Genomic DNA, 25548 nt, shown 5'->3' with positions numbered 1-25548 from the left:
AAGTGCCTGTTGCCAAGTGAACACCCTGTAGCCACTATAGGGTCAAGCACCTTTGGAGGGCGCAGCCATGAAAATCGGCGAACTGGCCAAGGCCACCGACTGCCAGGTCGAGACCATCCGCTACTACGAGCGCGAGCAATTGCTGCCGCCGCCCGCCCGCAGCGACGGCAACTACCGGCTCTACACCCAGGCCCACGTCGAGCGGCTGACGTTCATCCGCAACTGCCGCACCCTGGACATGACCCTGGACGAAATCCGCAGCCTACTGACCCTGCGCGACAGCCCCCAGGACCAGTGCGCAAGCGTCAACACTCTGATCGACGAGCACATCCACCACGTGCGTGCGCGCATCGACGGCTTGCAGGCCCTGCAAGCCCAGCTGCTGGAACTGCGCCAGCGCTGCGGCACCGTGGGCGAGAACGACCAGTGCGGCATTCTCCAGCGCCTGGAGATCAACGGCGCGGTGACAGCGCCCGAGGCCGAACACTCACATGTGGGCCGTAGCCACGGCCACTGACGGCGGCGGGCTGGGCACGGCTTCCAGCACCACTTCTACCCGGCGGTTTTCAGCCCGCCCGGCCACCGTGGCGTTATCCGCCAACGGATGGGTATCGCCAAAGCCCACCGCGCGCAGGCGCTGGCCATCGACGCCGTTGCCCTGCAGGTAGCGCACCACGCTGGCAGCGCGGGCGCTGGACAGCTCCCAATTGGACGGGAAACGCGGGTTCTGGATCTTCTCGGCGTCGGTGTGGCCTTCCACCAGGATCGGCTGGCTGTTCTTGCCCAGCACCGGCAGCAACTGCTGCAAGGCACCGATGCCCGCGCGGCTCAGGTCAGCCTGGCCGGACTCGAACAGCAGCTCGCTGCTCAGGCGAAAGCTCACGGTCTTCTGCGAAATATCCACCTGGATGTCCTTGCCCAGGGCGTCGATGCCCAGGTTTTTTGCCAGGTCCTCGGTGGTCGGCAACGGCGGTGGTGCAGGCGGCGCGGGCGCAGGCTCGGCCTTTGGCACCGTGGCCAGCACCGGCTTCACCACCTGCGGCCGCCCCAGTAGCGCCAGGCCGTGGGGCAGCAGGCCCTGGCCCATGAACGGCAGCGGCGCCACGGCTGGCGGCGGGTTGCCGTGCAGGCGCGTGGTAATCGCCAACATGGCCATGGTCACCACCAGCAGCAGGGTCATCATGTCCAGGTAGGTCATCATCCAGCTGTCGTCGTCGCCCTCGCCGCCTGTGCGCCCCAGGGCCTCCAGTGGCCGGCTCATGGCCGGGCGCTCTCGCCCAGGCGCGGGGTGATGCGCAGCTGTTCGCGGATCTCGTCGGGGTGGTGGCTGACGAAGGTGCCCAGGGTCTCGCGGATCAAGCCGGGGCTGCGCTTGTTGCACATCATCGCCACGCCCTGGATCACCATGTTCATCAGCAGCACGCGCTGCTCGGTGCGCCGCTCCAGCTTCACCGCCACCGGCTTGAGCACCAGGTTGGCCAGCAGCACGCCATACAGGGTGGTCATCAGGCCTACCGACATCTGGTGGCCGATGGTGACCATGTCGCCGTCGCCCAGCACGAACATCAGGTTCACCAGCCCCACCAGGGTGCCGAGCATGCCGAACGCCGGCGCATAGCTGGCCATCACCCGGAACAGCTGCGCCTCGGCGCGCTCCTTGGCGCGCATGCGCACGATGCGCCATTGCAGCAGCTCGATGATCTCGGCTTCCGGGGTCTTGTCGATGACCAACTGCACGCCCGAGCGCAGGAAGGGGTTGCGGGTGTTTGCCAGCACCTTCTCCACCGCCCGCAGGTCGTCGTCCACCCACAGCCGCGCCATGCTCACCAGCTGCTCGATGTCGTCATGGGCATGCACCGGCTCCTTGCGGATCACCGTGGCGAACAGCCCCAGCACCCGGCGCACCTCGCTCAGCGGGTAGCTCAGGCAGGTGGCGGCAAAGGTGCCGATCAGCACGATGCCCAGGCTCGGCAGGTCAAGGAACATCAGCGGGTGTTGCGCCGAAAACAGCAACAGCAAGGCCAGCAGGACCAGGCCTGACAACAGGCCGATCAGGGTCGAGGGATTCATCACGGGCTCCGGTAAATGAACAGCAACGGCCGGATTTATAACGCGCGCGTGGTGGATTCAATGCCGCTAACACAGCCCTTTTTCCCGTCGAAATCCAGCGACGAACGCCGCCGGGGAAAAAATTTTCGGGCATTTCTAAAGGTGGAAGGGGTGGTGCCGATCTTCGCGGTTAAAACCCAAGGGTTAGGCCAAAGCCGCTGAAACCCTGGGTTCCAGGCCCCTACACAGAAGGAAGTGCAGCATGTCCGTCATTAATACCAACATCACGTCGATGATCGCCCAGAAGAACCTGAGTTCGTCGGAAAGCTCCCTGAGCACTTCCATCGAACGCCTGTCCTCGGGCCTGAAAATCAACAGCGCCTCCGACGACGCCGCCGGTGAAGCCATTGCCAACCGCATGAGCTCGCAAATCACCGGCCTGGACCAGGCCAGCAGCAACGCCAGCGACGGCATCTCCCTGGCGCAGACCACTGAAGGCGCGCTGGACGAGGTGAACGACAACTTGCAGCGTATCCGTGAGCTGTCGGTACAGGCCGCCAACGGCACCAACTCGCAGTCCGACCTGCAGTCGATCCAGGATGAAATCACCCAGCGCCTGGACGAGATCGACCGCATCTCCTCGCAGACCGCGTTCAACGGCGTGAGCGTGCTGGACTCCGACCAGACCATCACCATCCAGGTAGGCGCCAACGATGGCGAGACCATCGACATCAAGCTGAGCGAAATCAACAGCTCCACCCTGGGCCTGAGCGGCTTCAACGTCAACGGCTACGACGGCTCGCTGAGCAGCGCTTCGGTGGAAGACGAAGGCGGCGCCTCGATGACGCTGTCCAGCACCACCACCACCATCACCGACAAGTCGGGCAAGGCCATCACCTACGGCGGCAGCGGTTCCACCGGCGGCACCCTGGTGCAGGACGACGACGGCGACTACTTCCTGCAAGTAGGCAGCGGTTCGACTGCCACCTACTACGCCGCCGACGTGACCGTCGATGGCAGTGGTTCCACCGCCACGGTCTCGGTGAGCATCGACACTGACAACGAAGTGACCAAGAAGTCCACCAACACCCTGACCACCCTGGACTCGGCGCTGAACACCGTGGACTCCATGCGTTCGGACCTGGGTGCGGTGCAGAACCGGTTCGACTCGGCGATCTCCAACATCTCCACCACCGAGACCAACCTGACCTCGGCACGTTCGGGTATCGAAGACGTCGACTACGCCACTGAAGTTTCGGCCATGACCAGCGCCCAGATCCTGCAACAGGCAGGTACCTCGGTACTGGCGCAAGCCAACTCCACTCCGCAACAAATGCTGTCGCTGCTGCAATAAGCGCCATAAGCGGAACAGGCCCCGTGGCGGGCCTGTTCTTGCCGCTTCACCCCAGGGCCGCGCGCCCTACCCTTGGCTTTCCCACAGAATTCCTTCAGGACCACCGGACCATGACGGCGATCACCTTCAACTGGAATTTCCAGGGCCGCCTGGTCACCCTCGACCACGGCGCCGGCCTTGCCAGCCGCCCCGACTTCGCCGAGCTGATGGCCCTGGACGCCCTGAGCGTCATCATTTTCGACCCCGCCAGTCTGCTGCACGGCTCGCCGCTGGCCGACCACCCCGAAGTGCAGATGATCAACGGCGTGGCCCTGGGCGATGGCCGCCCGCTGACCCTGCACGCCTGCCTGGACCCGCGCCAAAGCAGCAGCCGCGCGCCGCAGCCGCTGGTGCCGGTGCCCGCGCCGTTGCAGCGCGGTGCCCAGGTGCTGGCGCGCCTGCCTATCCGCAGCGCCCGCCTCGACCAGCTGCAAGGGCTCAAGGCCCTGGACTGGCTGGTGCTGGACGACCGCCACGACACCCTGGCCATCCTCGAACATGGCGCCGCCACGTTGCAGCAGGTGCTGCTGGCCCAGGTCAGCCTGTCGATGCTCACCCCCCACGCTGGCGATTTCGAGTTTGGCCCGCTGTGCCAGCGCCTGGCCGAGCATGGCCTGCAGTTCTACCGCTTCCATGCACCCAGCCACCTGAGCCAGTTCCCCGCCGACCTGCAGTTGGCCGAGCCACGCGCCACCCAGTTGCACACGCTGCAGGCGCTGTTCATCCCGACGCCTGCGCGCCTGGCGCAGCTGCCAGCGCAGCGGCGGCTGAAGCTGGCCTTTGCCCTCGATACTGCCTATGGGCTGCACGACCTGGCCTACCGCCTGCTGGCCGACATCGACCAGGGCCAGGCCGCGCGCTACCTGAGTGCCCGCCACTACGTGCCGGCAGCCAGCCTCGAGGCCACCACCTTCACCCTCACCGCCGAGTACAGCCCAGCGCCGTGGTAACGGCCTGCTCGTCCAGCCACTCAACCGGGGTCCATCATGTCTCGCACCGCCCGCATCCCCTTGCACAACAAGTCCGAAGCAGCGGCCAACGCCTACATCAACAGCGGCCGCGCCCTGCTCAAGCAGCAGCGCACTGACGAAGCCATCGCCAGCTTCCGCCAGGCCCTGCCCCTGGCGCCGCGCAACGCCCGCCTGCACGCCGACCTGGGCCTGCTGCTGAGCAAGCACAAACACACCGCCGAAGCGAAACCGCTGCTCGAGCGCGCCCTGGAACTGGACCCCGACCAGGTGCAGGTGCTGGTCAAGCTGGGCGAGATCCACAACCAGCAGGAAGACAGCGAGCGCGCCGAAACCCTGGTGGCCCGGGCCCTGCAACTGGCCCCCCAGAGCACATCGGCGCAGCTGGTGATGGGCGTGATCCGCCACCACCAGGTGCGCCTGCCCGAAGCCCTGGAGCACTACCGCCAGGCCCTGGCCCTGCGCCTGCAACAGCCGATCACGCAGACGCCCAAGGCGCCGCGCAGCGACTTCAACAAGCCCCAGGTGGAGCAACTGCTGTGGGACACCCTGGCGGCGCTGTGCCAGGCCGGCGTGCATGCCTTCGCCGCCTACGGCACCCTGCTGGGCCTGACCCGCGAGGGCGGCTTGCTGCCGTTCGACAAGGACATCGACTTCGGCCTGCCCCACTGCGAGATGGAGCGCGCCACCCACTGCCTGCTCCGCCGCGGCTGGGTGGAACCGGTGGGCTCGCACCGGCTGACCAACCCCAAGGCGTTCTACCATCCGCTGCACAAGGTGTCCCTGGACCTGTCGGGCTTCGTGGTCGACGGCGACGGCAACACCTGCACCGGCTTCTGGGTAAAGGACGGCCCGCGCGAATGGCACCGCCAGACCCGCTACCCCACCCTGCACCTGGACAAGGGCCAGGCGCCCGACGGCAGGCCGCTGTGGCAACTGCGCGACGCCGACACCTGGCTGACCGCCGTATATGGCGACTGGCGCACCCCGGATGCGCAGTTCGACACAGTGATCGCCGCCCGCAACCTCTGTGGTTTTGCCCTGCTGACCGAGTGCTACGCCGTGTCGCGGATCTACTCGCACATCGAAAGCGGCCACCTGCACAAGGCCCGCGCCCTGGCCGGCCACGCGCTGGTGCACCGCCCCGACGACAGCCTGCTGCTGCAGGCGCGCGCGGCCCTGGATGCGGTGCTGCCAGCATGAGCCGCATCGTCATCACCTACGGCACCTTCGACCTGTTCCACGTCGGCCACCTGAACCTGCTGCGCAACCTGCGCGCGCTGGGCGACACGCTGATCGTCGGGGTGTCCACCGACGAGTTCAACCTGCTCAAGGGCAAGCAGACGGTGATTCCCTTCGCCGACCGCCTGGACATCGTGCGCTCGCTCAAGTGCGTGGACATGACCCTGGCGGAAACCTGCTGGGCGCAGAAAGCCGACGACATTCGCCGCCTGGGCGTGTCGGTGTTCGGCATGGGGGATGACTGGAAGGGCCACTTCGACACCCTCAGGTCGCTGTGCGAAGTGGTGTACCTGCCGCGCACGCCGGGCATTTCCAGTTCAGCGCTAAAGCACTGCCTGGCCCGCCCCGCGCCGGCAGCGTAACCCTGTGGGAGCTGGCTTGCCAGCGAGCTTTTGAGGCCCTGAAAAGCTCGCTGGCAAGCCAGCTCCCACAGGATGTCAGAGATTCTAATCGGCCAGGGCGTCGCGCAGGCGCGACACCGCCAGGCTGTGCAGCTGGCACACCCGCGACTCGCTGACGCCGAGCACGGCGCCGATTTCCTTGAAGTTGAGCTTTTCCTGGTAGTACAGCGCCAACAGCATGCGCTCACGCTCGGGCAGCGCATCCAGGGCCTTGATGAAACGGTCGCGGTTGCGTTCCTGTACCAGCTCCACGAACGGCGAGGCGCCGTAGCCGCTGCTGATGCCGTTGGCTTCTTCCTCGCCCATGTCTTCGATGGGCATCAGCTGGCAGCCGTTGATGTCCAGCAGCAACTGCCGGTACTGCTCCAGCGACAGCTCCATGGCCTGGGCGATTTCACGCTCTTCGGGCGGGCGGCCCAGGGCCTGCTCCAGGCGCCGGATGATGCCCTTCATGGCGCGCGCGTTGCGGCGCACGCTGCGTGGCGCCCAGTCGCGGCTGCGCAGCTCGTCGATCATGGCGCCGCGGATGCGTTGGGAAGCGAAGGTGCCGAAGGTGGCGCCCTGGGTGGTGTCATAGCGGGCCAGGGCGTCCAGCAGGCCGATGCTGCCGGCCTGCACCAGGTCATCCAGCTCGACGTTGGCTGGCACCCTGGTTTTCAACTCAAGCGCGTGCCGCCGTACCAGTGGCAGGTACTGTTCCAGCAACTCGCTTGATTTTATTTTTCCCTGAGCTGTGTACATCCTGCAGGCCTGGTGTGATGAGGAAACTGAGGGCATGCCCTGCCCCACGTGGGGTCACGGCGTGGCTGGCGGGTCATGGGCGCGGGCATTATTACTGCTTACCCTGCGTGGGTAAGGGCGGAATAGCCGTGGCGTTTGGTGGCTTTTCGGTCGATTGAACTTTATCCAGGGGTGGCGGTCAGGGCCGGCGATACGGGGGTTTCGGCCACCATCAGCAGCTGCACGCCGAGCATCCGCAAGGCCGCGCCGCGCAGGTTTTCCAGCACGGTCGCCCGTGCAGCCACACCGCCATGCAGCATCAGCAGGCGCCGCGGGCCACCGGCGGCGACCAGCTGGCGCAGCTCCAGGCAGGCGCGGCGGTAATCGTCCGGGCCGGCCCCCAGCCACAGGGCCCAGCGCGGGTGCTGCCGCGCCAGCTCGGCGACGTTGCCAGCGCCAGCGCTCACCGTCAGCACCTGCCAGCGCGCCGGGTCACCCACCCATGGGTGGCCCAGGCCGGCCCAGCGGCGCAGCGTGGCCATGGCCGCAACCGCCACGGACGGCGGCCCCACGACCACCAGCGTCGGCACAGGGCGCTGGCTCTGCCGCGCCCGCAGCTCGGCCCAGCGGCGCAGGCCCTGGGCCTGGTCACTCATGAAGCAGGCCGGCCAGGGCGGCGCGGCTGGTGAGCATGTGCAGCAGGCTTTCCAGCAGCAACAGCGGGCTGCACACCCGGCGCTTGCCATACAGTTCCAGCAGTTGCTGGCGCACCACCGGCGCCCAGGGCGCGTCCTCCTGGTCCAGGCGGCAGGCGCAGGCCGCCAGCGCCGCGGCCAGGAACAGGCGCAGCTCCGCGTGCAAGGGCCCCTGGCGCTCGCCGAGGATGTTCCAGGCGCGCAGGGTCAGCGATGGCAAGGACTCGCACATCTGCAACCGGCCGATGCTGGCTGCCTGCTGCGCGACATCAGCATTGCCGTCCGCCAGCCAATAACGCTGGCCCAGCACCTGTTCGCTGTCGCAGTGGCGCAGGGTGCCGAACCAGGCCCGCACGGGCTGCTCCGGCAGGGCCGCCAGGGCCACCGGCAGGTGGCTGAGTTCGAACTTCACCCAGCGGCCGCGCTGGCGCAGGGCCTGGAAACCGTGGGCCTGGCCGCGCTCGGCAAGCTGCGCGAGGTTGCAGGCCTGGCCGCCCTGCACCACCCGCTGGCCACGCTGGGCGCCCGCCAGCCAGGCTTGCCCCGACTGCTGCAGGCGCTGCGCCAGGTCGCGCCCCGGGCAACCGGCCCACACATGGCTGCTGGCCTGCAACGTCGCCGCGCTCCAGTCCAGCCGCTGGCGCGCACCGATGGGCAACTGGTGGGCCAGCCACGGACGGATGCCCAAGGCGCCATCGGCGGTGAAACTCAACACCGGCATGCGCCAGGTGGCGCCCACCACCGGTCGCTCCGCCCCCCACAGCGCCTGGCGCGCCGAGCCGATGGCGAGCGGGGCTGCGGCCAGCAACCGGGCCAAGGCCTGGCCCTGGTCCGCGGGCGCCAGTTCGGCCATCTGCCAGGCGCTTTCCAGCAGGCCGAAATCCTCGACCTGCTGGTGCAGGCTGGCGCGCAGGGTGCCCAGCAAGCGGCCGTGGCCGAGCAGGTTGCGGGCCAGGGTGTCGAGCTGCTGCCCCTTGCCCGGCGCGGCGCCCGGCTGCGCGCTGTACAGGGAGGGCCGTTCGCGGGTCAGGGCCTGGCCCAGCAACTGCGCCGGGTCGGCCAGTTGCAGGTCCTCGGGCACCTGTTGGCCGCTGGCGGAGTAGTTCAGGCGCAGGTCGTGGCGGATCAGCACGTCCAGCACCGGCCCCAGGCGCGGGGCCTCGTCGCACTTGCTGATGATGCAGTCACGCAGGCGGGTGCCCGCACTCACGGCCGCGCGGCGGTAGGTGTCCACCACCTCGTCAAGGGTGTCGCCGTGGCTGGCGGCGTTGAGCACCAGCATCAGCCGCACCAGGCTGTCGCCGTTGGCCAGGCGCTTGATCTGCGCCAGCAGGCGCTGGTCGCGCTGGCTCATGCCAACGGTGTCGATGATCACCAGGCGCTTGTCGGCCAGGCTGGCCAGCAGCTGCTCGATGTCGTCCTCGGCGCCCAGCGCGTGCACTTCGCCGCCCAGCAGCTCGGCGTAGATGCGCAGTTGTTCATGGGCGCCGATACGGAAGCTGTCGGTGGTCACCAACGCCAGGCCGCCGGCGCCGTGGCGCATGACGAAACGTGCGGCCAACTTGGCGGTGGTGGTGGTCTTGCCCACGCCAGTGGGGCCGACCAGGGCGATGACCCCGCCCTCTTCCAGCAGCGCCGTGTCGTCCGCCAGTACCGACAACCGCGCGCCCAGGCGCTCGGCCAGCCAAGTGGCCCGGCCAGACGCGTCGAGCGGCGGCGCCACGGGGGCGGCGTCCAGCAGCTCCTGGCTCAGGCAGTGGCTGAAGCCGCTGGCCAGCAGGTCGCGCAGCAGGGCCTGGCGCGGCTCGTCGACGGGTGCCGGTTGCTGTTGCTTGAGCAGTTGGCGCACCTGCTCCATTTCACCGCGCAGCAGCTCGCCAAGGGCCGTGAAGTCATTGGCTGGCATGGGTGCCTGAACGGCAGGTGCAGGTACAGCAAGTTCCGGCGCTTGGCGGGCATAGGCGGCCGCCGCGCGGCGCGGGCTGAGCGGTGCCGGCTCGCCGTCGGCCACAGCCATGATCTCCACGCCCTGCTCGACGCTGCGGCTGGACAGAATCAGCGCATCTTCCCCCAGCACCAGGCGCACCTGGTGCATGGCTTCGCGGCTATTGGCGCCGACAAATCGTTGCACGCCCATCAGTTACCCCCTCCAATCAGGCTGGTTATACGCAAGGTCCGGCCCTCCGGAATCTCTGCCAGGGACATAACCACCAGCTGCCGCAGGCGCCGGCGCAGGAAGCGCGACAGCAGCGGCCGCAGCTTGCTCGGCACCACGACCACCGCCGGGTGGTTGCTGACCTCCTGGCGCGCCAGGGCGATTTCGGTCTGCTGCATCAGGTTGTCGGCCAGGCTCGGCTCCAGGGCGCCGCCGCTGGTGACGGCCTGCAGCAGCACCTGCTCCAGGTTCGAGCCCAGGCCAATGGCGTGCAGCTCGGTCTTGTTGGGGAACCACTGCTGGGTGATGGCGCGGCCCAGGGCCACGCGCACCACGGCGGTCATGTCCTGCACGTCGGCTTCGGGCTGGGCGGTGACGAACTCGGCCAGGGCATCGAGGATGCTGCGCAGGTCGCGGATCGAGACTTCCTCCTCCAGCAGGTTCTGCAGGATGCGCTGCAAGGTGCCCATGGACACCAGCTTGGGCACCACCTCTTCCACCAGCGCCTTGTTGTCCTTGCCCAGCTTGTCCAGCAGCTTCTGCACCTCGCCACGGCCCAGCATGTCCTTGGCGTGCAGGTACAGCAGGTGGTTGAGGTGGGTGGCGGCCACGGTGCTGGCGTCGACCACGGTGTAGCCGAAGATCTGCCCGTGTTCGCGCATGCTCGAGTCGATCCAGATGGCCGGCAGGCCGAAGGCCGGGTCGACGATCACCTCGCCCTCCAGCTTGCCGGTAACCTGGCCGGGGTTGATCGCCAGCCACTTACCGGGGAACAGCTCGCCGCGTCCCACCTCCACGCCGTTGAGGCTGATGACGTAGGTGTTGGGCAGCATGTCGACCTTGTCGCGCACCCGCACCACCGGCGGCAGGAAGCCCACGTCCTGGGCGAACTTCTTGCGCACGCTCTTGATGCGCACCAGCATCTCGCCCTGCTGGCGGCTGTCCACCAGCGGGATCAGGCGGTGGCCGACGGTGAGCGCCAGGGTGTCCACCAGGCTGACGTCATCCCAGCTGGCCTCGGAGCTTTGCGCGGCGGCCTTGGGCACCACCTGCTCCTGCGGCGCGGCGGCCTGCTGCTGGTCGCGCTTGTGCAGCCACCAGCCCAGGCCGCCGAGCAGCGCGGTGAACAGCAGGAACACCAGGTTGGGCATGCCCGGCACCAGGCCCAGCAGGCCGATCACGCCAGCGGTGAGAATCAGCACCTGCGGGCGAATGAACAGCTGGCCGATCATCTGCTGGCCAACGTCTTCCTCGGTATTGACTCGCGAGACGGTGACACCGGCGGCGATGGAAATCACCAGGCCCGGAATCTGCGCCACCAGGCCGTCGCCGATGGTGAGCATGGTGTAGGTGTGCGCGGCATCGGCGAAGGCCATGCCGTGCTGCAGCATGCCAATGATCAGGCCGCCCACCACGTTGACACCCATGATCACCAGGCCGGCCATGGCGTCGCCGCGCACGAACTTGCTGGCACCGTCCATGGAACCGTAGAAGTCGGCTTCCTGGGCCACCTCGCGGCGGCGCTTGCGCGCTTCCGGCTCGCCGATCAGGCCGGCGTTGAGGTCGGCGTCGATGGCCATCTGCTTGCCGGGCATGGAGTCCAGGGTGAAACGCGCGCCCACCTCGGCGATACGCCCGGCGCCCTTGGTGATGACCATGAAGTTGATGATCACCAGAATCAGGAACAGCGCCATGCCCACGGCGAAATTGCCGCCCACCAGGAACTCGCCGAACGCCTCGATCACGCGGCCGGCCGCATCCGGGCCCTGGTGGCCTTCCATCAGCACCACGCGGGTGGACGCCACGTTCAACGACAGGCGCAGCAAGGTGGTGAACAGCAGCACCGCCGGGAACGCCGAGAAGTCCAGGGGCTTCTCGGTGAACATGCTCACCAGCAGCACCATGATCGCCAGGGCGATGTTGAAGGTGAACAGCAGGTCGAGCACGAACGGCGGCAGCGGCAGGATCATCATCGACAGGATCATGACGATCAGCACGGGGCCGGCCAGCAGTTTCAGGTCGGCCCTGGCCAGCCAGGAATCGGGACCCAGCAGGTTGGTCATGGCGTTCATTGGTTCGGTGTTTCCTCGGCGGCAGCCCCCAGGGGGCCAGGCTGATCCATGCCGGCGGGTACCAGCAGGTTTTTCGGTTTGGGCGGCACCCGGCCACCGGCCTCACTGACGCGCTTGAGGCGCATGGCCCAGGCCAGCACCTCGGCCACGGCGGTGTAGAGGGTGGCGGGAATCTCGCGGTCGATATCCACGTGGAAATACAGGGCACGGGCCAGGGCCGGCGCCTCGAGCATAGGAATGCGGTGCTCATCACCCAGCTCGCGGATGCGCGCGGCCACCTCGTCGGCGCCCTTGGCGATCACCCGCGGCGCCGACATCTTGTCCTGGTAGGCCAGGGCCACGGCGTAGTGGGTGGGGTTGGTAACGATGACGTCGGCCTTGGGCACCTTGCTCATCATTCGCGAGCGCGCCATCAGCTGCTGCTGACGACGGATGCGCGCCTTGATGTGCGGGTCGCCGTCGGTGTCCTTGTGCTCCTGGCGCACCTCCTCGCGGGTCATGCGCAGCTTCTGGTAGTAGGTGTAGAACTGGAACGGCACATCCAGGCCCACCACCAGCACCAGCGAACCAATGACCAACGCGCAGGCCTTGGCCACCAGGCCCATGGCCGTGGCCAGCGCCAGCTCCACGGGCATGCCGGTGAGGTCAAGCAACAGCAGCGCATGGCTCTTGAGGAACAGCACCGCCACGCAACCCACCAGGAACGCCTTGGCCAGGGCCTTGCCCAGGTCTGCCAGGGCGCGCAGGGAAAACATGCGGCCCAGGCCGGCGATGGGGTTCATGCGCGAGAAATTCGGCTGCAGGGCCTTGAGGGTGATCACCAGCCCGCCCAGCAGCAGCGAGGCAGCGACACCGGCCAGCATCAGCACCAGCAGGAACGGCATCACCGTCAGCAACCCCAGCTGCGCCAGGCCCAGCGCGGCCTGGACCATGCGCGTGCTGTCGAAGGCCTGGGCGCGTTCGAACAGCAGCCCGTGCTCCAGCACCTGGCACAGCTGCCCGTAGAACCAGCCGCCACCGCCCCAAAGCGCAGCGACGCCAGTCAGCAGCACCAGGAAGGTGTTGAGCTCGCGGGAGCGCACCACCTGGCCCTGCTCGCGAGCTTTCTCGATTCTGCGCGCTGACGCCGATTCGGTTTTGTCTTCGTTGCTAGTGTCTTCCGCCATGGCGGTTCATCGGCTGGTGATAAGGGCGGTATTTTGCTTAGCCGCCTGCCGGCCCCATCGCTGGAACAGAAGCAGAAACCACGCTTATTTGTGCTGAACACCTGTGGGAGCTGGCTTGCGGTCACTCGTTGCGGGTGAGGATCTTCTGCGCCACCTGGCTATCCAGCACGGTGATCTCGATGCGCCGGTTCGCCGCGTCCGCCGGCTCGGCGTTGCGCGTGGGAATGCGGTCGGCCATGCCGGAGATGCGCAGCAGCTTGGCGGAGTCCAGGCCGCCGCTCACCAGTTCCAGCCGCGATGCCTTGGCGCGGTCGGCCGACAGCTCCCAGTTGCTGTAGCCGGCCTCGCCGCCGGCATAGGGGTGGCTGTCGGTGTGGCCGCTGATCTGCACGCTGTTGGGCAGTTCGTTGAGCACCGGCGCGATGGTGCGCAGCAGGGTGCGCATGTACGGCGCCACCCGCGCGCTACCCAGCTCGAACATGGGACGCTGCTCGCTGTCGATCAGTTGCAGGTTGAGCCCCTCGGGCGTCAGCTCCATGAGGATCTGCTTGCTCAGGTCCTTGAGCGCCGGGTTCAGCCGGATCACCCGCTGCAGGCGCTGGCGCAGGGCGTCCAGGCGTTTGAACTCCTCCTCGGACAACGGCCGCGCCGGCAGCTCGATGGGGTTGAGCGAAGTCTCCTTGAACGCCAGCGCCGGGGTGCCGCCGGGTATGGGGTTCTGGCTGCGGTTGATGGCGCTGAGCAGCGGCGTGCTGAAATAGTCGGCCACTGCGTTCTTCTGCGACTTGCTGGCGTTGGACAGCACCCACAGCACCAGGAACAGCGCCATCAGCGCGGTCATGAAGTCGGCGAAGGCGATTTTCCAGGCGCCGCCGTGGTGGCCGTGGCCGGCGCCCTTGCGCCGCCGCACTATGATCGGACGCTCGCTCATCCCAGGGCCATGGCGCCGACCGGCGTGCCGCGCAGGTAGCTTTCCAGTTCCAGGGCCGACGGCCGCTCGCCGTGGTGCAGGGCCTTGCGGCCGAACTCCACCGCCAGCATCGGCGCCAGGCCCTGCTGGCTGGCCAGCAACGTCATGCGCAGGCATTGCAGCATCTTCACCGCCTCGGCCACCTGGCGGTCGATGCGGCTGGCCAGCGGGGCGATCACGCCATAGGCCAGGTAGATGCCCAGGAAGGTGCCCACCAGGGCATGGGCAATCATTTCACCCATCAGGTCCGGGCCCACGTTGACGGCGCTCAGCGCCTTCACCACGCCCATCACCGCGGCAACGATGCCGAACGCCGGCAGCGCGTCGCTGACCTTGTACAGGGCATCGGCCGGGATATGGGCTTCATGCTCGAAGGCCTCGATCTCGTGCAGCATCAGCTCGTCCAGCTCATGGGCCTGCATCTGCCCGCTGAGGATCAGGCGCATGTAGTCGGTGATGAAGGTGAGGATCATCGGGTCGTCGAGCAACGCCGGGGAGTCGGCGAACAACGGGCTCTGCCCGGGCTCGTCGATGTCGCGCTCCACCGCCAGCATGCCCTCGCGGCGGGCCTTGCCCAGCAGGTGGTAGAGCAGCGCCAGCACGTCCAGGTACAAGGCCTTGTGGTAGCGGGTGCTGCGCTTGAGGCGGCCGACGGTGCCCAGGGTGGCCTTGATTGCCTTGCCGTTGTTGGCAGCGACGAAAGCCCCCAGGGCCGCGCCACCGATCATGAGCATTTCGGTGGGCTGGTACAGCGGCCCCAGGCTGCCGCCTGACAGCGCGTAGCCGCCGAAGACCGACAACAGGATACCGATGAGTCCTAACGCAATGAGCACGGGCCGTTCCTTTTTCAACGCCGGGAGTGGCCTTGGCGAAGATCGGCGTGGCGGGGGGCAACTTTAATCCGGGGCCTCGCGGCAATGACGCAGCCTTGTAGCAGCGGCCATCAGGCCGCGTCACAGGCACCGCGAATTCCTACGCCTGGCGCAAATCGTCCAGCTCTTCACTCTCGCGACGCTTGAGCGTCTTGCCCGCGCGCGACGGCGGCTGGCAGATCCCGCACACATAGCGTTGCGCCGGGCCATGGGAGTGGGCGACGAAATTGCCGCTGCAGGACGAGCAGCACACCAGCTCCAGCATGTCGCTTTCAAAGAAGCGCACCAGCGTCCAGGCGCGGGTCAGGCCCAGCACCACCTCGGACTCATCGTCGCCGCCTACCTGCTCCAGGTATAGGCGGTAGGCCTTGATGAACGCCTCGATGCGATCACAACCAATGCGCGTCAGCCGCAGATAAATGCCATAGAACAGCGACGAATGAATATTCGGCAGCCAGGTCACAAACCAGTCAGTGGAGAACGGCAGCATGCCCTTGGGTGGCGACACGCCACGCACTTCCTTGTACAGGCGGATCAGCCGGCCACGGCTCAGGCTGGTTTCCACCTCCAGCACCTGCAGGCGCGCGCCCAGCTCGATCAGCTCGATCGCCAGCTGCACCTGGAACATCTCCTCGACCAGACTTTTCTCAGACATGCGCCTGCCCCACGCGTCCCCCCGTGTCGCCCCCGGCGTCCACCGACGCCATCAGCAACGACGAATGAATTTCCACCAGGCCCAGCTCGCGGGAGTTCCCCAACACCCGCGACAGGCACTCGGCTTCATCGAACACCGGGCGGCACACCAGCTGGTTGATGCGCGCCAACTGGGTCAGCTGCTTGCTGGTCAGCTTTACCAGCAGGTCCGCCATGCCCTCGGTCAACTTGAGACGGAACATGGCGGTAGCACGGTCCTTGCGCAACAGCCGTTGTACCAGCAACAAATAAGAAAAATTCAGATCCTGAATGTCTTCCAGACCTCTATCGGCGTTCAACACTTGCTACTCCCCTGCACTTGTCGTATCAGTTGGCAGGTCCGCCTAGATATTACGGACCGATTTGCTATTTATAACCCTGGCCCACCAACCGGTATCAAGATGACAACAAAGTGTTGCCACGGCTGGTCGGCGGGTAATGTTGGAGATACATTTCTTATTGGTCGCGACATCCTGTCGCAGTATTAAACTTCCGGACGAACCACTGCCCTAAGTAGTGGCCTAACAGTGGCACTGGGCATATATGCCTTGCCTTGTCCGCGCTTCAAGCGGCCGGCAACTATCAGTGCACCCAGATGACTCTGGCGCTCGGCCAGGCATTTGCGAACCTCAACTTCCAGTTCGAGTATTCGCCTGATCAACTCGAACTTGCGACGACGATGTTCGTCGTCCAGCTGCACCCCGGCCTCTTCGCGCCGCAGGGTCTCTTCATCGATCAACCCTTCGGACTTCAACAACAGGATTTGCTCCCAGTCCCCCTGCAACGCGCACTCGTGCATGCGTTGCGACTGCGCCAGCAACCGCTCGTACGACTCAACCACCTGCGCTTGCGACATCGCCATCCTCCCCCTCGACTCGAGGTCCTATCTGCCGCCACGCGGAACCAATGTTTTCAATCAGGCTTGCTGCCACATCCAGGACCTCCTCGTCGTTATGCAGATTGGCCCGCAATAACAGCCGCACCACCGTGTCGTAGAGCTGGTCCAGGTTGGCGGCGATCTCGCCGCCGCGCTCAAGGTCCAGCGAGCCGCGCAGGCCGCGGCTGACGATCTTGATGGCCGACGTGATGGCCCGGCCCTTGCCGGCCATGTCGCCCGCCTGCATGTGCAGCCGGGCGGTACGGATGGCAGCCTGGTAGCTGTCGAACAACATCACGATTCGTTGGTACGGCGAGGCGGCCAGGATGCCGCTCTCCAACCCTACCGTCGCGTAGGCATTCGCTCCGCGCAATACACTCACAACCTCACTCCCATCTATCGAGGATTAATCATCACTGCTCAACGCATCGAACTGGGTAGTGAGGTAGTCCGCTGTCGAATCAAGCTCGGAAATCAGTGTGTCCAGGGCCGTGAATTGCTCGGTATAGCGGTCCATCACACTGTCGATGTAGTCCTGCTTGTCTTCGTACTTCTCTTCCAGGTCGTCGAGCTGGTCGTTCAGGTCGTTGACCACCGAGACGATCGAGCCGTCGTCCTCGTCCAGGAAGGTATCCAGGTCGGCGGCCATCTGGGTGGCGAAGCCCTCGCTGTCATCGGTGCCCACGAAAAAGTCGGTGACGTCGCTGAGGTTATTGGTCACCGCGTCTTCCAGCGTGTCGTCGTCGATGCTCAGGGTGCCGTCCACGCCCAGGCTGATCCCCAGCTGCGACAGGTAGCTGAAGGTGCTGTTGGAGATCGAGTTGTACAGGTCCTTGCTCAGGGTGCTGTCCACGCGGCGCGTGGTGGAGTCACCCAGCAGGGTGCCGGCGGTGTCGTCGTCGGCGTCGTAGGACGTCAGCGTGTCCATGGTCGAGGCGTACGAGTTGTAGGCGTCGACGAAATCGTTGATGGCATCGATGATCGAGTCGGTGTCGCGCTTCACCGTCAGGGTCGAGGTGCCGGTGTCGGTCAGGCTCAGGGTCACGCCCTGCAGGGCCTCCTCCACCGTGTTGCTCTGGCTGGTGACGCTCAGGCCGTTCACGGTCAGCAGCGCATCGGCGGCGGCCACGGTCTCGGTCATGGCGTTGCTGTCGCTGTCGGCGCTGTAGCCGAACAGGTCGGCGGCGTCGCCCGTGCCGTCGAAGGTCACGGTCATTTCCGAGTCGGTGCCGGTGTCGTTGGAGGTCAGCACCAGGCGGTACGGGGTGTCGCTGCCGTCGTTGACGATGGAGGCGGTTACCGAGCCGCCGGCGTCATTGATGGCGTCGCGGATACCTTCCAGGGTGTTGTTGCTCGACGTCAGGTCGATGCTGAAGCTTTCGTCGTCACCCACTGTAATAGTCAGGGTACCGGTGCCCAGGGCTGTTGTAGAATCGGCGACACCATCGGTGGCCAGGCTCTGCGCGCTGGCCAGCTGGCTGACCACGATCGAATAGGTGCCGGTCACTGCCTCGCTGGTGACGGCCGCGCTCGTGCCGGTGCCGCTGACGCTGCTGGTCAGGGCATCGTAGGTGTCGGGATCGGTCAGCGTCTCGATGGCCGTCTGCAGGCTGGTGAGGGAACTGGTCAAGGTGCCATACGCGGTGATTTCGGCGTTGATGTCGTCTTCTTCGTTCTCGATCGGCGTCAACAGGCTGGTTTCCTGGGCCTCTTCAAGGCTATCGAGAATCGAGTCCAGATCCAGCCCCGACCCCACGCCCAACGAGGTAATGGTTCCGCTGGTAGCAGAAGAGGAAGAAGTGGAAGTGGTCGTCGTCATATAGTCCTCACAGGTCCGCGCCTATTAAGCAGGGCCAATCAAAAGTCACCCCATCACGAATGAAACATTCGCAATGACGCAGAGGAAATCGGCAGCCGAATATAAAACTTTAACGACACATGTCTATTTATTTTTTAAGTAACGCCTTTTAAACAAAGGCTTTTTTTGCAACTTCCAGACTTGCAACGACCCATGTTGACGGCACTTTCGTCGCTACAACCTAAGTAATAAGCCAGTTACACACCTGAGCCCTCCGGGTATCCACCCGAGTACACCCTTAGTTCATTCCTGAATTTTTTTTCATCACGACCTTCAAACACTCGAACGTATCGACATACGTACAGACAGATACATTTCCCTCGTTCAAACCTGCATCGCCATCACATCTTTATAAGCCGTCACCAGGCGGTTACGCATCTGCACGCCCATCTGCAGGCTCACCGAGGCTTTCTGCATATCCACCATCACGTCATTGAGCGAAACGTCCGGGCTGCCGGCCTGAAAGGCGTTGGAGCGCTGCACGGCGGTGTTCTGCAGCTGGTTGATGCGCTTGAGCGAGGCCTGCAGTTCGCCGCCGAAGCCACCACCGGCGGCGCTGCTCGACAGAACAGAACTTGCGCCCTGGGACTCGTTGGCCATCAGGTTGAGTTGCTGCAGGGCGGCGGCAATTGCGGATGTATTCATGGCAAGAACTTGTCCAGACAGAAAAGAAGGCAAGGTGATAGCACCAAAGGTTAACAAGGTGGCCGTCTCTCACAAGCAACCAATTGGCTACAAAAGCGCTGGCTTTTCCGTCCTTTAGATCCGGGGCGGGTCGAGATAATAGCCGCCCTGCGATACCTGCCAGCGCTGGCAACAGGCTGCTCCGCCGCACCACTGCGGCGAGGCTTCTCGACCACTTTCGACACCGGAACGAGCAATGTCTTTTGTACCGCCCCTACCCTCGCCTGCGAGGTGCGTGTGAGTAACGCGGCCCAAGGGAAAGGCTCCGCCAAAGTCACCCCCGCCAAGAACAAGACCGGCGTCTTCGAACCGTTGCTGGCGCGCCTGCGCGGGCAACCGCTGCCCTTGGTACTGGCCGGCGCGGCCGCCGTGGCCCTGCTGGTGGTACTGGCCCTGTGGGCGCGCGAGCCTGAATACCGCGTGCTGTTCTCCAACCTCGGCGAGGCCGACGGTGGCCAGGTGATCAGCGAGCTGGAGAAGCGCCAGATCCCCTACCGCCTCAGCGAAGGTGGCCACGCCATCCTGGTGCCGGCCGCGCAGATGAACGCACTGCGCCTGCAGCTGGCCGAACAGGGGCTGCCCAAGGGCGGCAACGTCGGTTTCGAGCTGATGGACAAGCAGGCCTTCGGCGTCAGCCAGTTCGCCGAACAACTCAACTACCAGCGCGGCCTGGAAGGCGAACTGGCGCGCACCATCGAGTCCCTGGGGCCGATCGCCAGCGCCCGGGTGCACCTGGTGATGGCGCGCCAGTCGGTGTTCGTGCGTGAACGCGAACCGGCCCGCGCCTCGGTGATGCTCAACCTGCAGCCCGGCCGCGAGCTGGGCCAGAGCCAGGCCAACGCCATCGCCCACCTGGTGTCTTCCAGCGTCGCCGACCTGAGCATCGACGGCGTCACCATCGTCGACCAGAGCGGCCGCCTGCTGTCGCAGAACCCCAGCGACAGCAACGGCCTGGATGGCACCCAGCTGACCTACGTGCGCGACATCGAACGCTCCTACCAGCGCCGCATCGAGGACATCCTCGCGCCGCTGCTGGGCCGCCAGAACGTGCACGCGCAAGTGGTGGCCAAGGTCGACTTCGACAGCCGCGAGAGCACCGCCGAACACTACGAGCCCAACCAGTCGCCCGATCACGCCGCGGTACGCAGCAAGCAGGTCAACGAAAGCCTGGCCGGCAGCGATTCGGCCGCCCGCGGCGTGCCCGGCGCGCTGACCAACACCCCGCCCAACCAGCCACCGGCGACCCGCGCCACCGCGCCGGCGAAACCCGGCGAAGGCAGCCAGGCCGCCAACGACGACAGCGACACCAGCGCCTCGGCACGCAGCAAGACCCTGCACAGCGAGCGCATGACCAACTACGAGGTCGACCACAGCGTCGAGCACGTCAAGCAGGCCCAGGGCGAAGTCACGCGCCTGACCACCGCCGTGGTCATCAACTACCGCGCCACCGAGAAGGACGGCAAGCCGGCCCAGGAACCCCTGAGCAAGGAAGAACTGGCCAACATCGACAGCCTGGTGCGCCAGGCCATGGGCTTCACCGAAGCGCGCGGCGATGAATTGAAAGTGATCAACAGCCCGTTCGCCAGCGAAGACACCAGCGGCCCGGAACTGGCCTGGTGGCGCACGCCGGAGTTCTACGGCCTGGCCATGAGCCTGTCGCGCTACCTACTGGTGGCCCTGATCGCCCTGCTGCTGTGGCTGATGGTGCTGCGCCCGATGAACAAGCGCCACGCCCAGGCCCTGAAGGCCGCCCAGGAAGCCGAGGCACCGCCGACCATCGTCACCGCCAGCGGCGAGACCGTGGAAATGCCGGCCGGCCAGCGCAAGGCCCAGGGCTACGAGCAGAACATGAAACGCCTGCGCGAGATCTCCGTGGAAGACCCACGCCTGATCGCCATGATCATCAGGGGCTGGATGAAAAAAGATGACAAGTAAAATGACCGCTACCCGCCGCAGCGCCATCCTGCTGCTGTCGCTGGAGGCCGACGAGGCCGCCGAAGTGTTCAAGCTGCTGCCCAGCCAGGACGTGGAAAGCATCAGCATGGAGATGGCGCGCCTGAGCCAGGTGTCCCACGACGAGATGCGCAAGGTGCTCGAAGAGTTCATCGAGGAAACCGAGCAGTACGCGGCCATCAACATCCAGTCCAGCGACCACATTCGCGCGGTGCTGACCAAGGCCCTGGGCAGCGAGCGCGCCGCCAGCCTGATCGACGATATCCTGGAGGCCAACGATGGCGGTTCGGGCATCGACAAGCTGAACCTGATGGAGGCCTCGCTGGTGGCCGAGATGATCCGCGAGGAACACCCGCAGATCATCGCCACCATCCTCGTGCACCTGGACCGCCACCAGGCCTCGGACATTCTCGAACTGTTCGAGGAGCGCCAGCGCAACGACATCATCCTGCGCATCGCCACCTTCAGCGGCGTGCAGCCGGTGGCGTTGCAGGAGCTGACCGAAGTGCTGGGCGGCATGCTCGACGGCCAGAACCTCAAGCGCAGCAAGATGGGCGGCGTGCGCACCGTGGCCGAGATTCTCAACCTGATGAACTCGACCCTGGAAGAGTCGGCCATCCAGACCCTGCGCGCGCACAACGAAGACCTGACGCAGAAGATCCTCGACGAGATGTTCCTGTTCGAGAACCTGCTGGACATCGACGACCGCGGCATCCAGACCATCCTCCAGGAAGTGGAGACCAACTCGCTGTCCATCGCCCTCAAGGGCGCGCCGACGGCGCTGCTGGACAAGTTCCTGATGAACATGTCGCAGCGGTCCGCGCAGCTGTTCCGCGAGGACATGGAGGCCCGCGGGCCGACGCGCATGTCCCAGGTGGAGGCCGAGCAGAAAGCCATCTTGCAGGTGGTGCGCCGCCTGGCCGACAACGGCGTCATCGTGACCGGCAACGGGGACGACTCTTATGTCTGACGACCAGGCCTGGCCCGACGCGCCCGGGCAATGGCAGCCCTGGCGCATGGCCGTGCTGCCCAGCGAAGCGCCGCCTGCCCTGGAGTTGGACGAGGCCCAGGCCGAAGCCCAGCGCAAGCATGCCTTCCAGCGCAAGCTGGAGCTGCAGGCGCGGCGCGACCAGGTGCGCGAGGAAGCCCGGCGCCAGGGCCACGAGGCCGGTTTCAGCGCCGGTCAGGCCGAGGGCTATGCCCAGGGCCTGGAGCAGGGCCGGCTGGCCGGCGAGGCCGCGCTGCAGGAACAGATCCACGCCACCCTGGCACCGCTGCAGACCCTGTGCGACAACTTCGACCAGGCCCTGCGCCAGCTCGACGGGCAACTGCTGACCCAACTCACCGAAGTGGCCCTGGCCGCTGCCCGGCAGATCGCCGGCCAGGCGTTGCAGGCGCACCCCGAGCAGGTGATCCACACCGTGCAGGCGCTGCTGCAACATGAGCCGGCGCTGGCCGGCAAGCCGCGACTGTGGCTGCACCCGGACGACCTGGCGCTAGTGCGCGAAGCCCTCGGCGAGCCGCTGGAAGCCGCCGGCTGGAGCCTGCTGGCCGACGCCGGCCTGGCCCGTGGCGGTTGCCGGGTGAGCAGCGCCAGCGGCGAACTCGACGCCACCCTGGAAACCGCCTGGGCCGGCATCCGCAGCCGCCTGCACGACAACCTGCCGGCCGCCACGTCATGACCCCGGCCAACCCCATCACCGCGCGCTGGCAACAGCACTTCGACGCCCAGCGCCTGGCCCTGGGCCAGGCGCCGCGCTACGTGCACAGCGGGCGCATCGTACGCGCCACCGGCCTGGTGCTGGAGGCGGTGGGCCTGAGCATTCCCCTGGGCGGCGCCTGCCGCATCGAGACCCAGGCCGGCGAGTACGCCGAGGCGCAGGTGGTGGGCTTCGCCAGCGACACCCTGTACCTGATGCCCTTGGAAGAGATCGGCGACCTGCAACCCGGCGCCCGCGTACTGCCGCTGGACGAGCGCGAGACCGGCGGCGCCGCCAGCCGCCAGTTCCCGCTGGGCCCGGCGCTGATGGGCCGGGTGCTGGACAGCCGCGGCGAGCCGCTGGACGGCAAGGGCGCGTTGGCCGACGTGCGCCGCAGCCCGCTCGCCACGCCGCCGCTGAACCCGCTCAAGCGCGCACCCATCGACCGCCAGATCGACGTCGGCATTCGCGCCATCAACGCCCTGCTCAGCGTCGGCCGCGGCCAGCGCCTGGGCCTGTTCGCCGGCTCCGGGGTGGGCAAGTCGGTGCTGCTGGGCATGATGGCCCGCTACACCCGCGCCGACGTCATCGTGGTGGGCCTGATCGGCGAGCGTGGCCGCGAGGTGCAGGACTTCATCGACAACATCCTTGGCGAAGAGGGCCTGCGCCGCGCCGTGGTGGTGGCCGCGCCCGCCGACACCTCGCCGCTGCAACGCCTGCAGGGCGCCGCCTACGCCACCCGCGTGGCCGAGGACTTCCGCGACCAGGGCCTGGACGTGCTGCTGATCATGGACTCGCTGACCCGCTACGCCATGGCCCAGCGCGAGATCGCCCTGGCCATCGGCGAGCCGCCGGCCACCAAGGGTTACCCACCGTCGGTGTTCGCCAAGCTGCCGAAATTGGTGGAGCGCGCCGGCAACGGCCCGCCCGGCGGCGGCTCGATCACCGCGTTCTACACGGTGCTCAGCGAGGGCGACGACCAGCAGGACCCAATTGCCGACTCGGCGCGGGCGATTCTCGATGGCCACATCGTGCTGTCGCGCACCCTCGCCGAAGCCGGGCATTACCCGGCCATCGACATCGAGGCGTCGATCAGCCGCGCCATGACCGCCATCGTCAGCGACAGCCAGCAGCGCAAGGCCCAGCAGTTCAAGCAGGTGTTGAGCAAGTTCCAGCGCAACCGCGACCTGATCACCGTCGGCGCCTACGCTCCCGGCCACGACGTGCTGCTGGACCGCGCGGTGCAGCTCAACCCGCACCTGGAGCGCTTCCTGCAACAGCGCATCCAGGAACAGACCACCCTGGACGCCACGCTCCAGGCCCTCAACCAGCTGTTCCCGGGCAAATGACGAGACCCCCGCATGACTTCGTCCCTCGACCTGCTGTCTGAACTGGCGCACAAGGCCCAGGATGCCGCGGCCCGCACCCTGGCCCAGCACCGCCAGCAACTGCGCCAGCTGGCCGCCCAGCTCAAGACCCTGCAGCAGTACCAGCAGGAATACCGCCACGGCCTGCAGCACAAGCTGCACAAGGAAGGCATGAGCCCGTCCGGGCTGGCCAACTACCGCGCCTTCCTGACCTCGCTGGACACCGCCATGGACCGCGCGCGCGCGAGCATGGCCAAGCAGCAGGCCGAGATCGACAAGTGCCAGCTGGCCTGGCAGGCCGAATGGCGCAAGGCGCACGCCTACGACACCCTGCTGCAACGCCGCGCGGCACAGCTGCAACTGACCGCCGGCCGCCGCGAGCAGCGCCTGGACGACGAACTCGGGGCCCGGATGCGCCAGCAGCCCGGCACCTTTTCCCGCACTTGAGAGGCACCATGGACATCACCGCATTGCTGGCCAGCCCGGCAACCGCCAGCGCCACCCAGGCCCCGGCGGCCGAGAGCGACGGCAGCGTCTTCGCCCAGGCGCTGGACGCCGCCGTCCAGGTGCAGCCGGAGCCAGTGCAAACCGCGCCCGTAGCAGTAGAGGCGGCCGTGGAGACGCCACCCGTCTTGACCGAACCTGTTCCGCTCGAAACAGCCGACGTCGAGCTGCCGACCGAGCCTTTGCCGCAATTGCCTGAACCGGCTCCCGAGCCAGTGTCCGAACCAACGGCTCCCGTGGCGGCACCGGCGATCGCAGTGGCCAAGCCACAGCCGGTCGTGACGCAAGAGGAAACCGCAGACATCGAAGTGCCGCCTGCGCCCGCCGAGCCAGCCGACACTCAAGCCACCCCTGATACCGACGACAGCGTGGATACGCAGCTGCAGCATATCCGCGACCGAATGCACCTGATCGACACCGCCGGCACTCCGGACCCCAGCACGGTACAGGCCTACGCTGCACCCGCGCCTATGCCCGCGCCGGTCGTGACCACCCCTGAGGTTGCCGACACCGCAGCACAGACCACGCCCCTGGTGACCCAGCGCAGCACCGCCCTGCCCGGCGTGAAGACCACTGAACCGAAAACCGAGCCTGCCGTCAGCGAAGACGAAACCCCGCCCGTCGCCGCCGTACCCACCGATACCACCGCAGCCGTGATGCCCGCCCCGGCCCAGGACGACAACACCGCCACCGACAGCGACAGCTCCAGCCCACCGCCCATTGATGCCCTGAGCGCCTGGACACCCACCGCCAGCCCAGCGGTGAGCAGCGACACCGCGCAGGTCAACACCAACAACCCCAGCCTGACTGCTGCCGTCGGCAGCTCGCAATGGCAGTCGGGCCTCAGCCAGCAAGTCCTCAACCTGCACCAGCGCGGCAAGCACCAGGTCGACCTGCAACTGCACCCGGCCGACCTCGGCCCGCTGTCCATCAGCCTCAAGCAGGACACCAGCGGCACCCAGGCACAGTTCGTCTGCGCCCACCCGGCCGTGCGCAGCGCGGTGGAGCAGGCGTTGCCACAGCTGCGCGAAGCCCTGGCCGCCCAGGGCATCACCCTGGGCGATACCTCGGTCAGCGACCAGCCGTCGCGCCAGGCGCGGGACCAGCAGGCGCCGTATGTCCCGTCGTCGGGTGCATCCGTAGCCGAAGAAGAACCCAGCGAACCAATCGCCACGCCCTTGCTGACCCGCATCGACCTCTACACCTGAA

27 protein-coding genes are annotated in these 25548 nt (G+C 66.6%); 12 read left to right on the top strand and 15 right to left on the bottom strand.

What is annotated here, in order from left to right; all coding sequences use genetic code 11:
* Positions 1-67 precede the first annotated feature (67 nt).
* The gene (gene cadR / locus ACWKWX_RS03270; protein WP_416421415.1) at positions 68-517 is read left to right on the top strand and encodes a Cd(II)/Pb(II)-responsive transcriptional regulator; all 450 of its coding nucleotides are present in this window, start codon (positions 68-70) and stop codon (positions 515-517) included.
* On the opposite strand, the gene ACWKWX_RS03265 is transcribed toward cadR, so the two are convergent.
* Both ACWKWX_RS03265 and ACWKWX_RS03260 read right to left on the bottom strand, forming a co-directional pair.
* A complete protein-coding gene (locus ACWKWX_RS03265) occupies positions 488-1261 on the bottom strand; it encodes an OmpA/MotB family protein (protein WP_483827013.1) in 774 nt (257 codons plus the stop codon). The two genes, cadR and ACWKWX_RS03265, sit on opposite strands and share 30 nt — an antisense overlap.
* Positions 1258-2070: a motility protein A gene (locus tag ACWKWX_RS03260; protein WP_416421417.1), complete on the bottom strand. Its 813-nt coding sequence runs from the start codon at positions 2068-2070 to the stop codon at positions 1258-1260. Before ACWKWX_RS03260 ends, ACWKWX_RS03265 begins: the two co-directional genes overlap by 4 nt.
* Before the next feature lie 15 nt (positions 2071-2085).
* On the opposite strand from ACWKWX_RS03260, the gene ACWKWX_RS03255 reads away from it, so the two are divergent.
* The 5 genes from ACWKWX_RS03255 to ACWKWX_RS03235 all read left to right on the top strand — a co-directional run bounded on the left by ACWKWX_RS03255 (position 2086) and on the right by ACWKWX_RS03235 (position 6014).
* Positions 2086-2271: a hypothetical protein gene (locus tag ACWKWX_RS03255; RefSeq protein ID WP_416421418.1), complete on the top strand. Its 186-nt coding sequence runs from the start codon at positions 2086-2088 to the stop codon at positions 2269-2271.
* A gap of 40 nt (positions 2272-2311) precedes the next feature.
* Positions 2312-3403 (top strand): FliC/FljB family flagellin, encoded by a 1092-nt coding sequence (locus ACWKWX_RS03250; protein ID WP_416421419.1) that lies wholly within the window; start codon positions 2312-2314, stop codon positions 3401-3403.
* Positions 3404-3513: 110 nt separating this feature from the next.
* A complete protein-coding gene (locus tag ACWKWX_RS03245) occupies positions 3514-4392 on the top strand; it encodes a hypothetical protein (RefSeq protein WP_473004812.1) in 879 nt (292 codons plus the stop codon).
* A gap of 36 nt (positions 4393-4428) precedes the next feature.
* Positions 4429-5613 (top strand): tetratricopeptide repeat protein, encoded by a 1185-nt coding sequence (locus tag ACWKWX_RS03240; RefSeq protein ID WP_483827012.1) that lies wholly within the window; start codon positions 4429-4431, stop codon positions 5611-5613.
* Positions 5610-6014, top strand: a complete 405-nt coding sequence (locus ACWKWX_RS03235; protein ID WP_483827011.1) for an adenylyltransferase/cytidyltransferase family protein — start codon at positions 5610-5612, stop codon at positions 6012-6014. The genes ACWKWX_RS03240 and ACWKWX_RS03235 overlap by 4 nt, the downstream gene beginning before the upstream one ends.
* Positions 6015-6098: 84 nt before the next feature.
* Here the strand turns inward: ACWKWX_RS03235 and ACWKWX_RS03230 are convergent, their stop codons facing one another.
* From ACWKWX_RS03230 to fliE, 13 genes are all read right to left on the bottom strand, one after another.
* Positions 6099-6794, bottom strand: coding sequence for an RNA polymerase sigma factor FliA (locus ACWKWX_RS03230; RefSeq protein ID WP_476296465.1), 696 nt, complete (start codon positions 6792-6794; stop codon positions 6099-6101).
* Between the two features lie 161 nt (positions 6795-6955).
* The gene (locus ACWKWX_RS03225; protein WP_416421424.1) at positions 6956-7429 is read right to left on the bottom strand and encodes a hypothetical protein; all 474 of its coding nucleotides are present in this window, start codon (positions 7427-7429) and stop codon (positions 6956-6958) included.
* Complete coding sequence (gene flhF, locus ACWKWX_RS03220; protein WP_483827010.1) at positions 7422-9605, bottom strand: flagellar biosynthesis GTPase FlhF; 2184 nt, start codon at positions 9603-9605, stop codon at positions 7422-7424. Before flhF ends, ACWKWX_RS03225 begins: the two co-directional genes overlap by 8 nt.
* A complete protein-coding gene (gene flhA, locus ACWKWX_RS03215; RefSeq protein ID WP_416421426.1) occupies positions 9605-11695 on the bottom strand; it encodes a flagellar biosynthesis protein FlhA in 2091 nt (696 codons plus the stop codon). Before flhA ends, flhF begins: the two co-directional genes overlap by 1 nt.
* The gene (gene flhB / locus ACWKWX_RS03210; RefSeq protein ID WP_416421427.1) at positions 11692-12861 is read right to left on the bottom strand and encodes a flagellar biosynthesis protein FlhB; all 1170 of its coding nucleotides are present in this window, start codon (positions 12859-12861) and stop codon (positions 11692-11694) included. Before flhB ends, flhA begins: the two co-directional genes overlap by 4 nt.
* 121 nt (positions 12862-12982) lie before the next feature.
* Positions 12983-13792 (bottom strand): flagellar motor protein MotB, encoded by an 810-nt coding sequence (gene motB / locus ACWKWX_RS03205; protein ID WP_416421428.1) that lies wholly within the window; start codon positions 13790-13792, stop codon positions 12983-12985.
* Positions 13789-14664: a flagellar motor stator protein MotA gene (motA, locus tag ACWKWX_RS03200; RefSeq protein ID WP_483827009.1), complete on the bottom strand. Its 876-nt coding sequence runs from the start codon at positions 14662-14664 to the stop codon at positions 13789-13791. Before motA ends, motB begins: the two co-directional genes overlap by 4 nt.
* 139 nt (positions 14665-14803) lie before the next feature.
* Positions 14804-15358 (bottom strand): flagellar transcriptional regulator FlhC, encoded by a 555-nt coding sequence (gene flhC / locus ACWKWX_RS03195; RefSeq protein ID WP_416421430.1) that lies wholly within the window; start codon positions 15356-15358, stop codon positions 14804-14806.
* Positions 15351-15698, bottom strand: coding sequence for a flagellar transcriptional regulator FlhD (gene flhD, locus ACWKWX_RS03190; protein ID WP_233270906.1), 348 nt, complete (start codon positions 15696-15698; stop codon positions 15351-15353). Before flhD ends, flhC begins: the two co-directional genes overlap by 8 nt.
* A 182-nt stretch (positions 15699-15880) precedes the next feature.
* Positions 15881-16252, bottom strand: a complete 372-nt coding sequence (locus ACWKWX_RS03185; protein ID WP_473004822.1) for a flagellar protein FliT — start codon at positions 16250-16252, stop codon at positions 15881-15883.
* The gene (fliS, locus tag ACWKWX_RS03180; RefSeq protein WP_416421432.1) at positions 16230-16655 is read right to left on the bottom strand and encodes a flagellar export chaperone FliS; all 426 of its coding nucleotides are present in this window, start codon (positions 16653-16655) and stop codon (positions 16230-16232) included. The genes ACWKWX_RS03185 and fliS overlap by 23 nt, the downstream gene beginning before the upstream one ends.
* A 24-nt stretch (positions 16656-16679) precedes the next feature.
* Positions 16680-18092, bottom strand: coding sequence for a flagellar filament capping protein FliD (gene fliD / locus ACWKWX_RS03175; protein WP_416421433.1), 1413 nt, complete (start codon positions 18090-18092; stop codon positions 16680-16682).
* A gap of 363 nt (positions 18093-18455) precedes the next feature.
* Positions 18456-18776: a flagellar hook-basal body complex protein FliE gene (fliE, locus tag ACWKWX_RS03170; protein WP_416421434.1), complete on the bottom strand. Its 321-nt coding sequence runs from the start codon at positions 18774-18776 to the stop codon at positions 18456-18458.
* 276 nt (positions 18777-19052) lie between these two features.
* On the opposite strand from fliE, the gene fliF reads away from it, so the two are divergent.
* The 6 genes from fliF to ACWKWX_RS03140 are packed head-to-tail and all read left to right on the top strand — an operon-like array spanning position 19053 to position 25547.
* Positions 19053-20750, top strand: a complete 1698-nt coding sequence (gene fliF, locus ACWKWX_RS03165) for a flagellar basal-body MS-ring/collar protein FliF (protein WP_416421435.1) — start codon at positions 19053-19055, stop codon at positions 20748-20750.
* Between the two features lies 1 nt (position 20751).
* The gene (gene fliG / locus ACWKWX_RS03160; protein ID WP_483827008.1) at positions 20752-21738 is read left to right on the top strand and encodes a flagellar motor switch protein FliG; all 987 of its coding nucleotides are present in this window, start codon (positions 20752-20754) and stop codon (positions 21736-21738) included.
* Entirely contained in the window at positions 21731-22450 is a 720-nt protein-coding gene (locus ACWKWX_RS03155; RefSeq protein ID WP_483827007.1) for a flagellar assembly protein FliH, read from the top strand. Before fliG ends, ACWKWX_RS03155 begins: the two co-directional genes overlap by 8 nt.
* Entirely contained in the window at positions 22447-23817 is a 1371-nt protein-coding gene (gene fliI, locus ACWKWX_RS03150) for a flagellar protein export ATPase FliI (protein WP_483827006.1), read from the top strand. The genes ACWKWX_RS03155 and fliI overlap by 4 nt, the downstream gene beginning before the upstream one ends.
* A gap of 12 nt (positions 23818-23829) precedes the next feature.
* Positions 23830-24282, top strand: a complete 453-nt coding sequence (gene fliJ, locus ACWKWX_RS03145) for a flagellar export protein FliJ (protein WP_483827005.1) — start codon at positions 23830-23832, stop codon at positions 24280-24282.
* Between the two features lie 8 nt (positions 24283-24290).
* On the top strand, positions 24291-25547 hold the full coding sequence (locus ACWKWX_RS03140; protein ID WP_483827004.1) for a flagellar hook-length control protein FliK: 1257 nt from the start codon (positions 24291-24293) through the stop codon (positions 25545-25547).
* Position 25548 lies beyond the last annotated feature (1 nt).

Source organism: Pseudomonas imperatae (assembly GCF_057128625.1).
The sequence above is the reverse complement of the archived record's forward strand: the minus strand, read 5'-3'. Positions and strand labels throughout refer to the sequence as shown.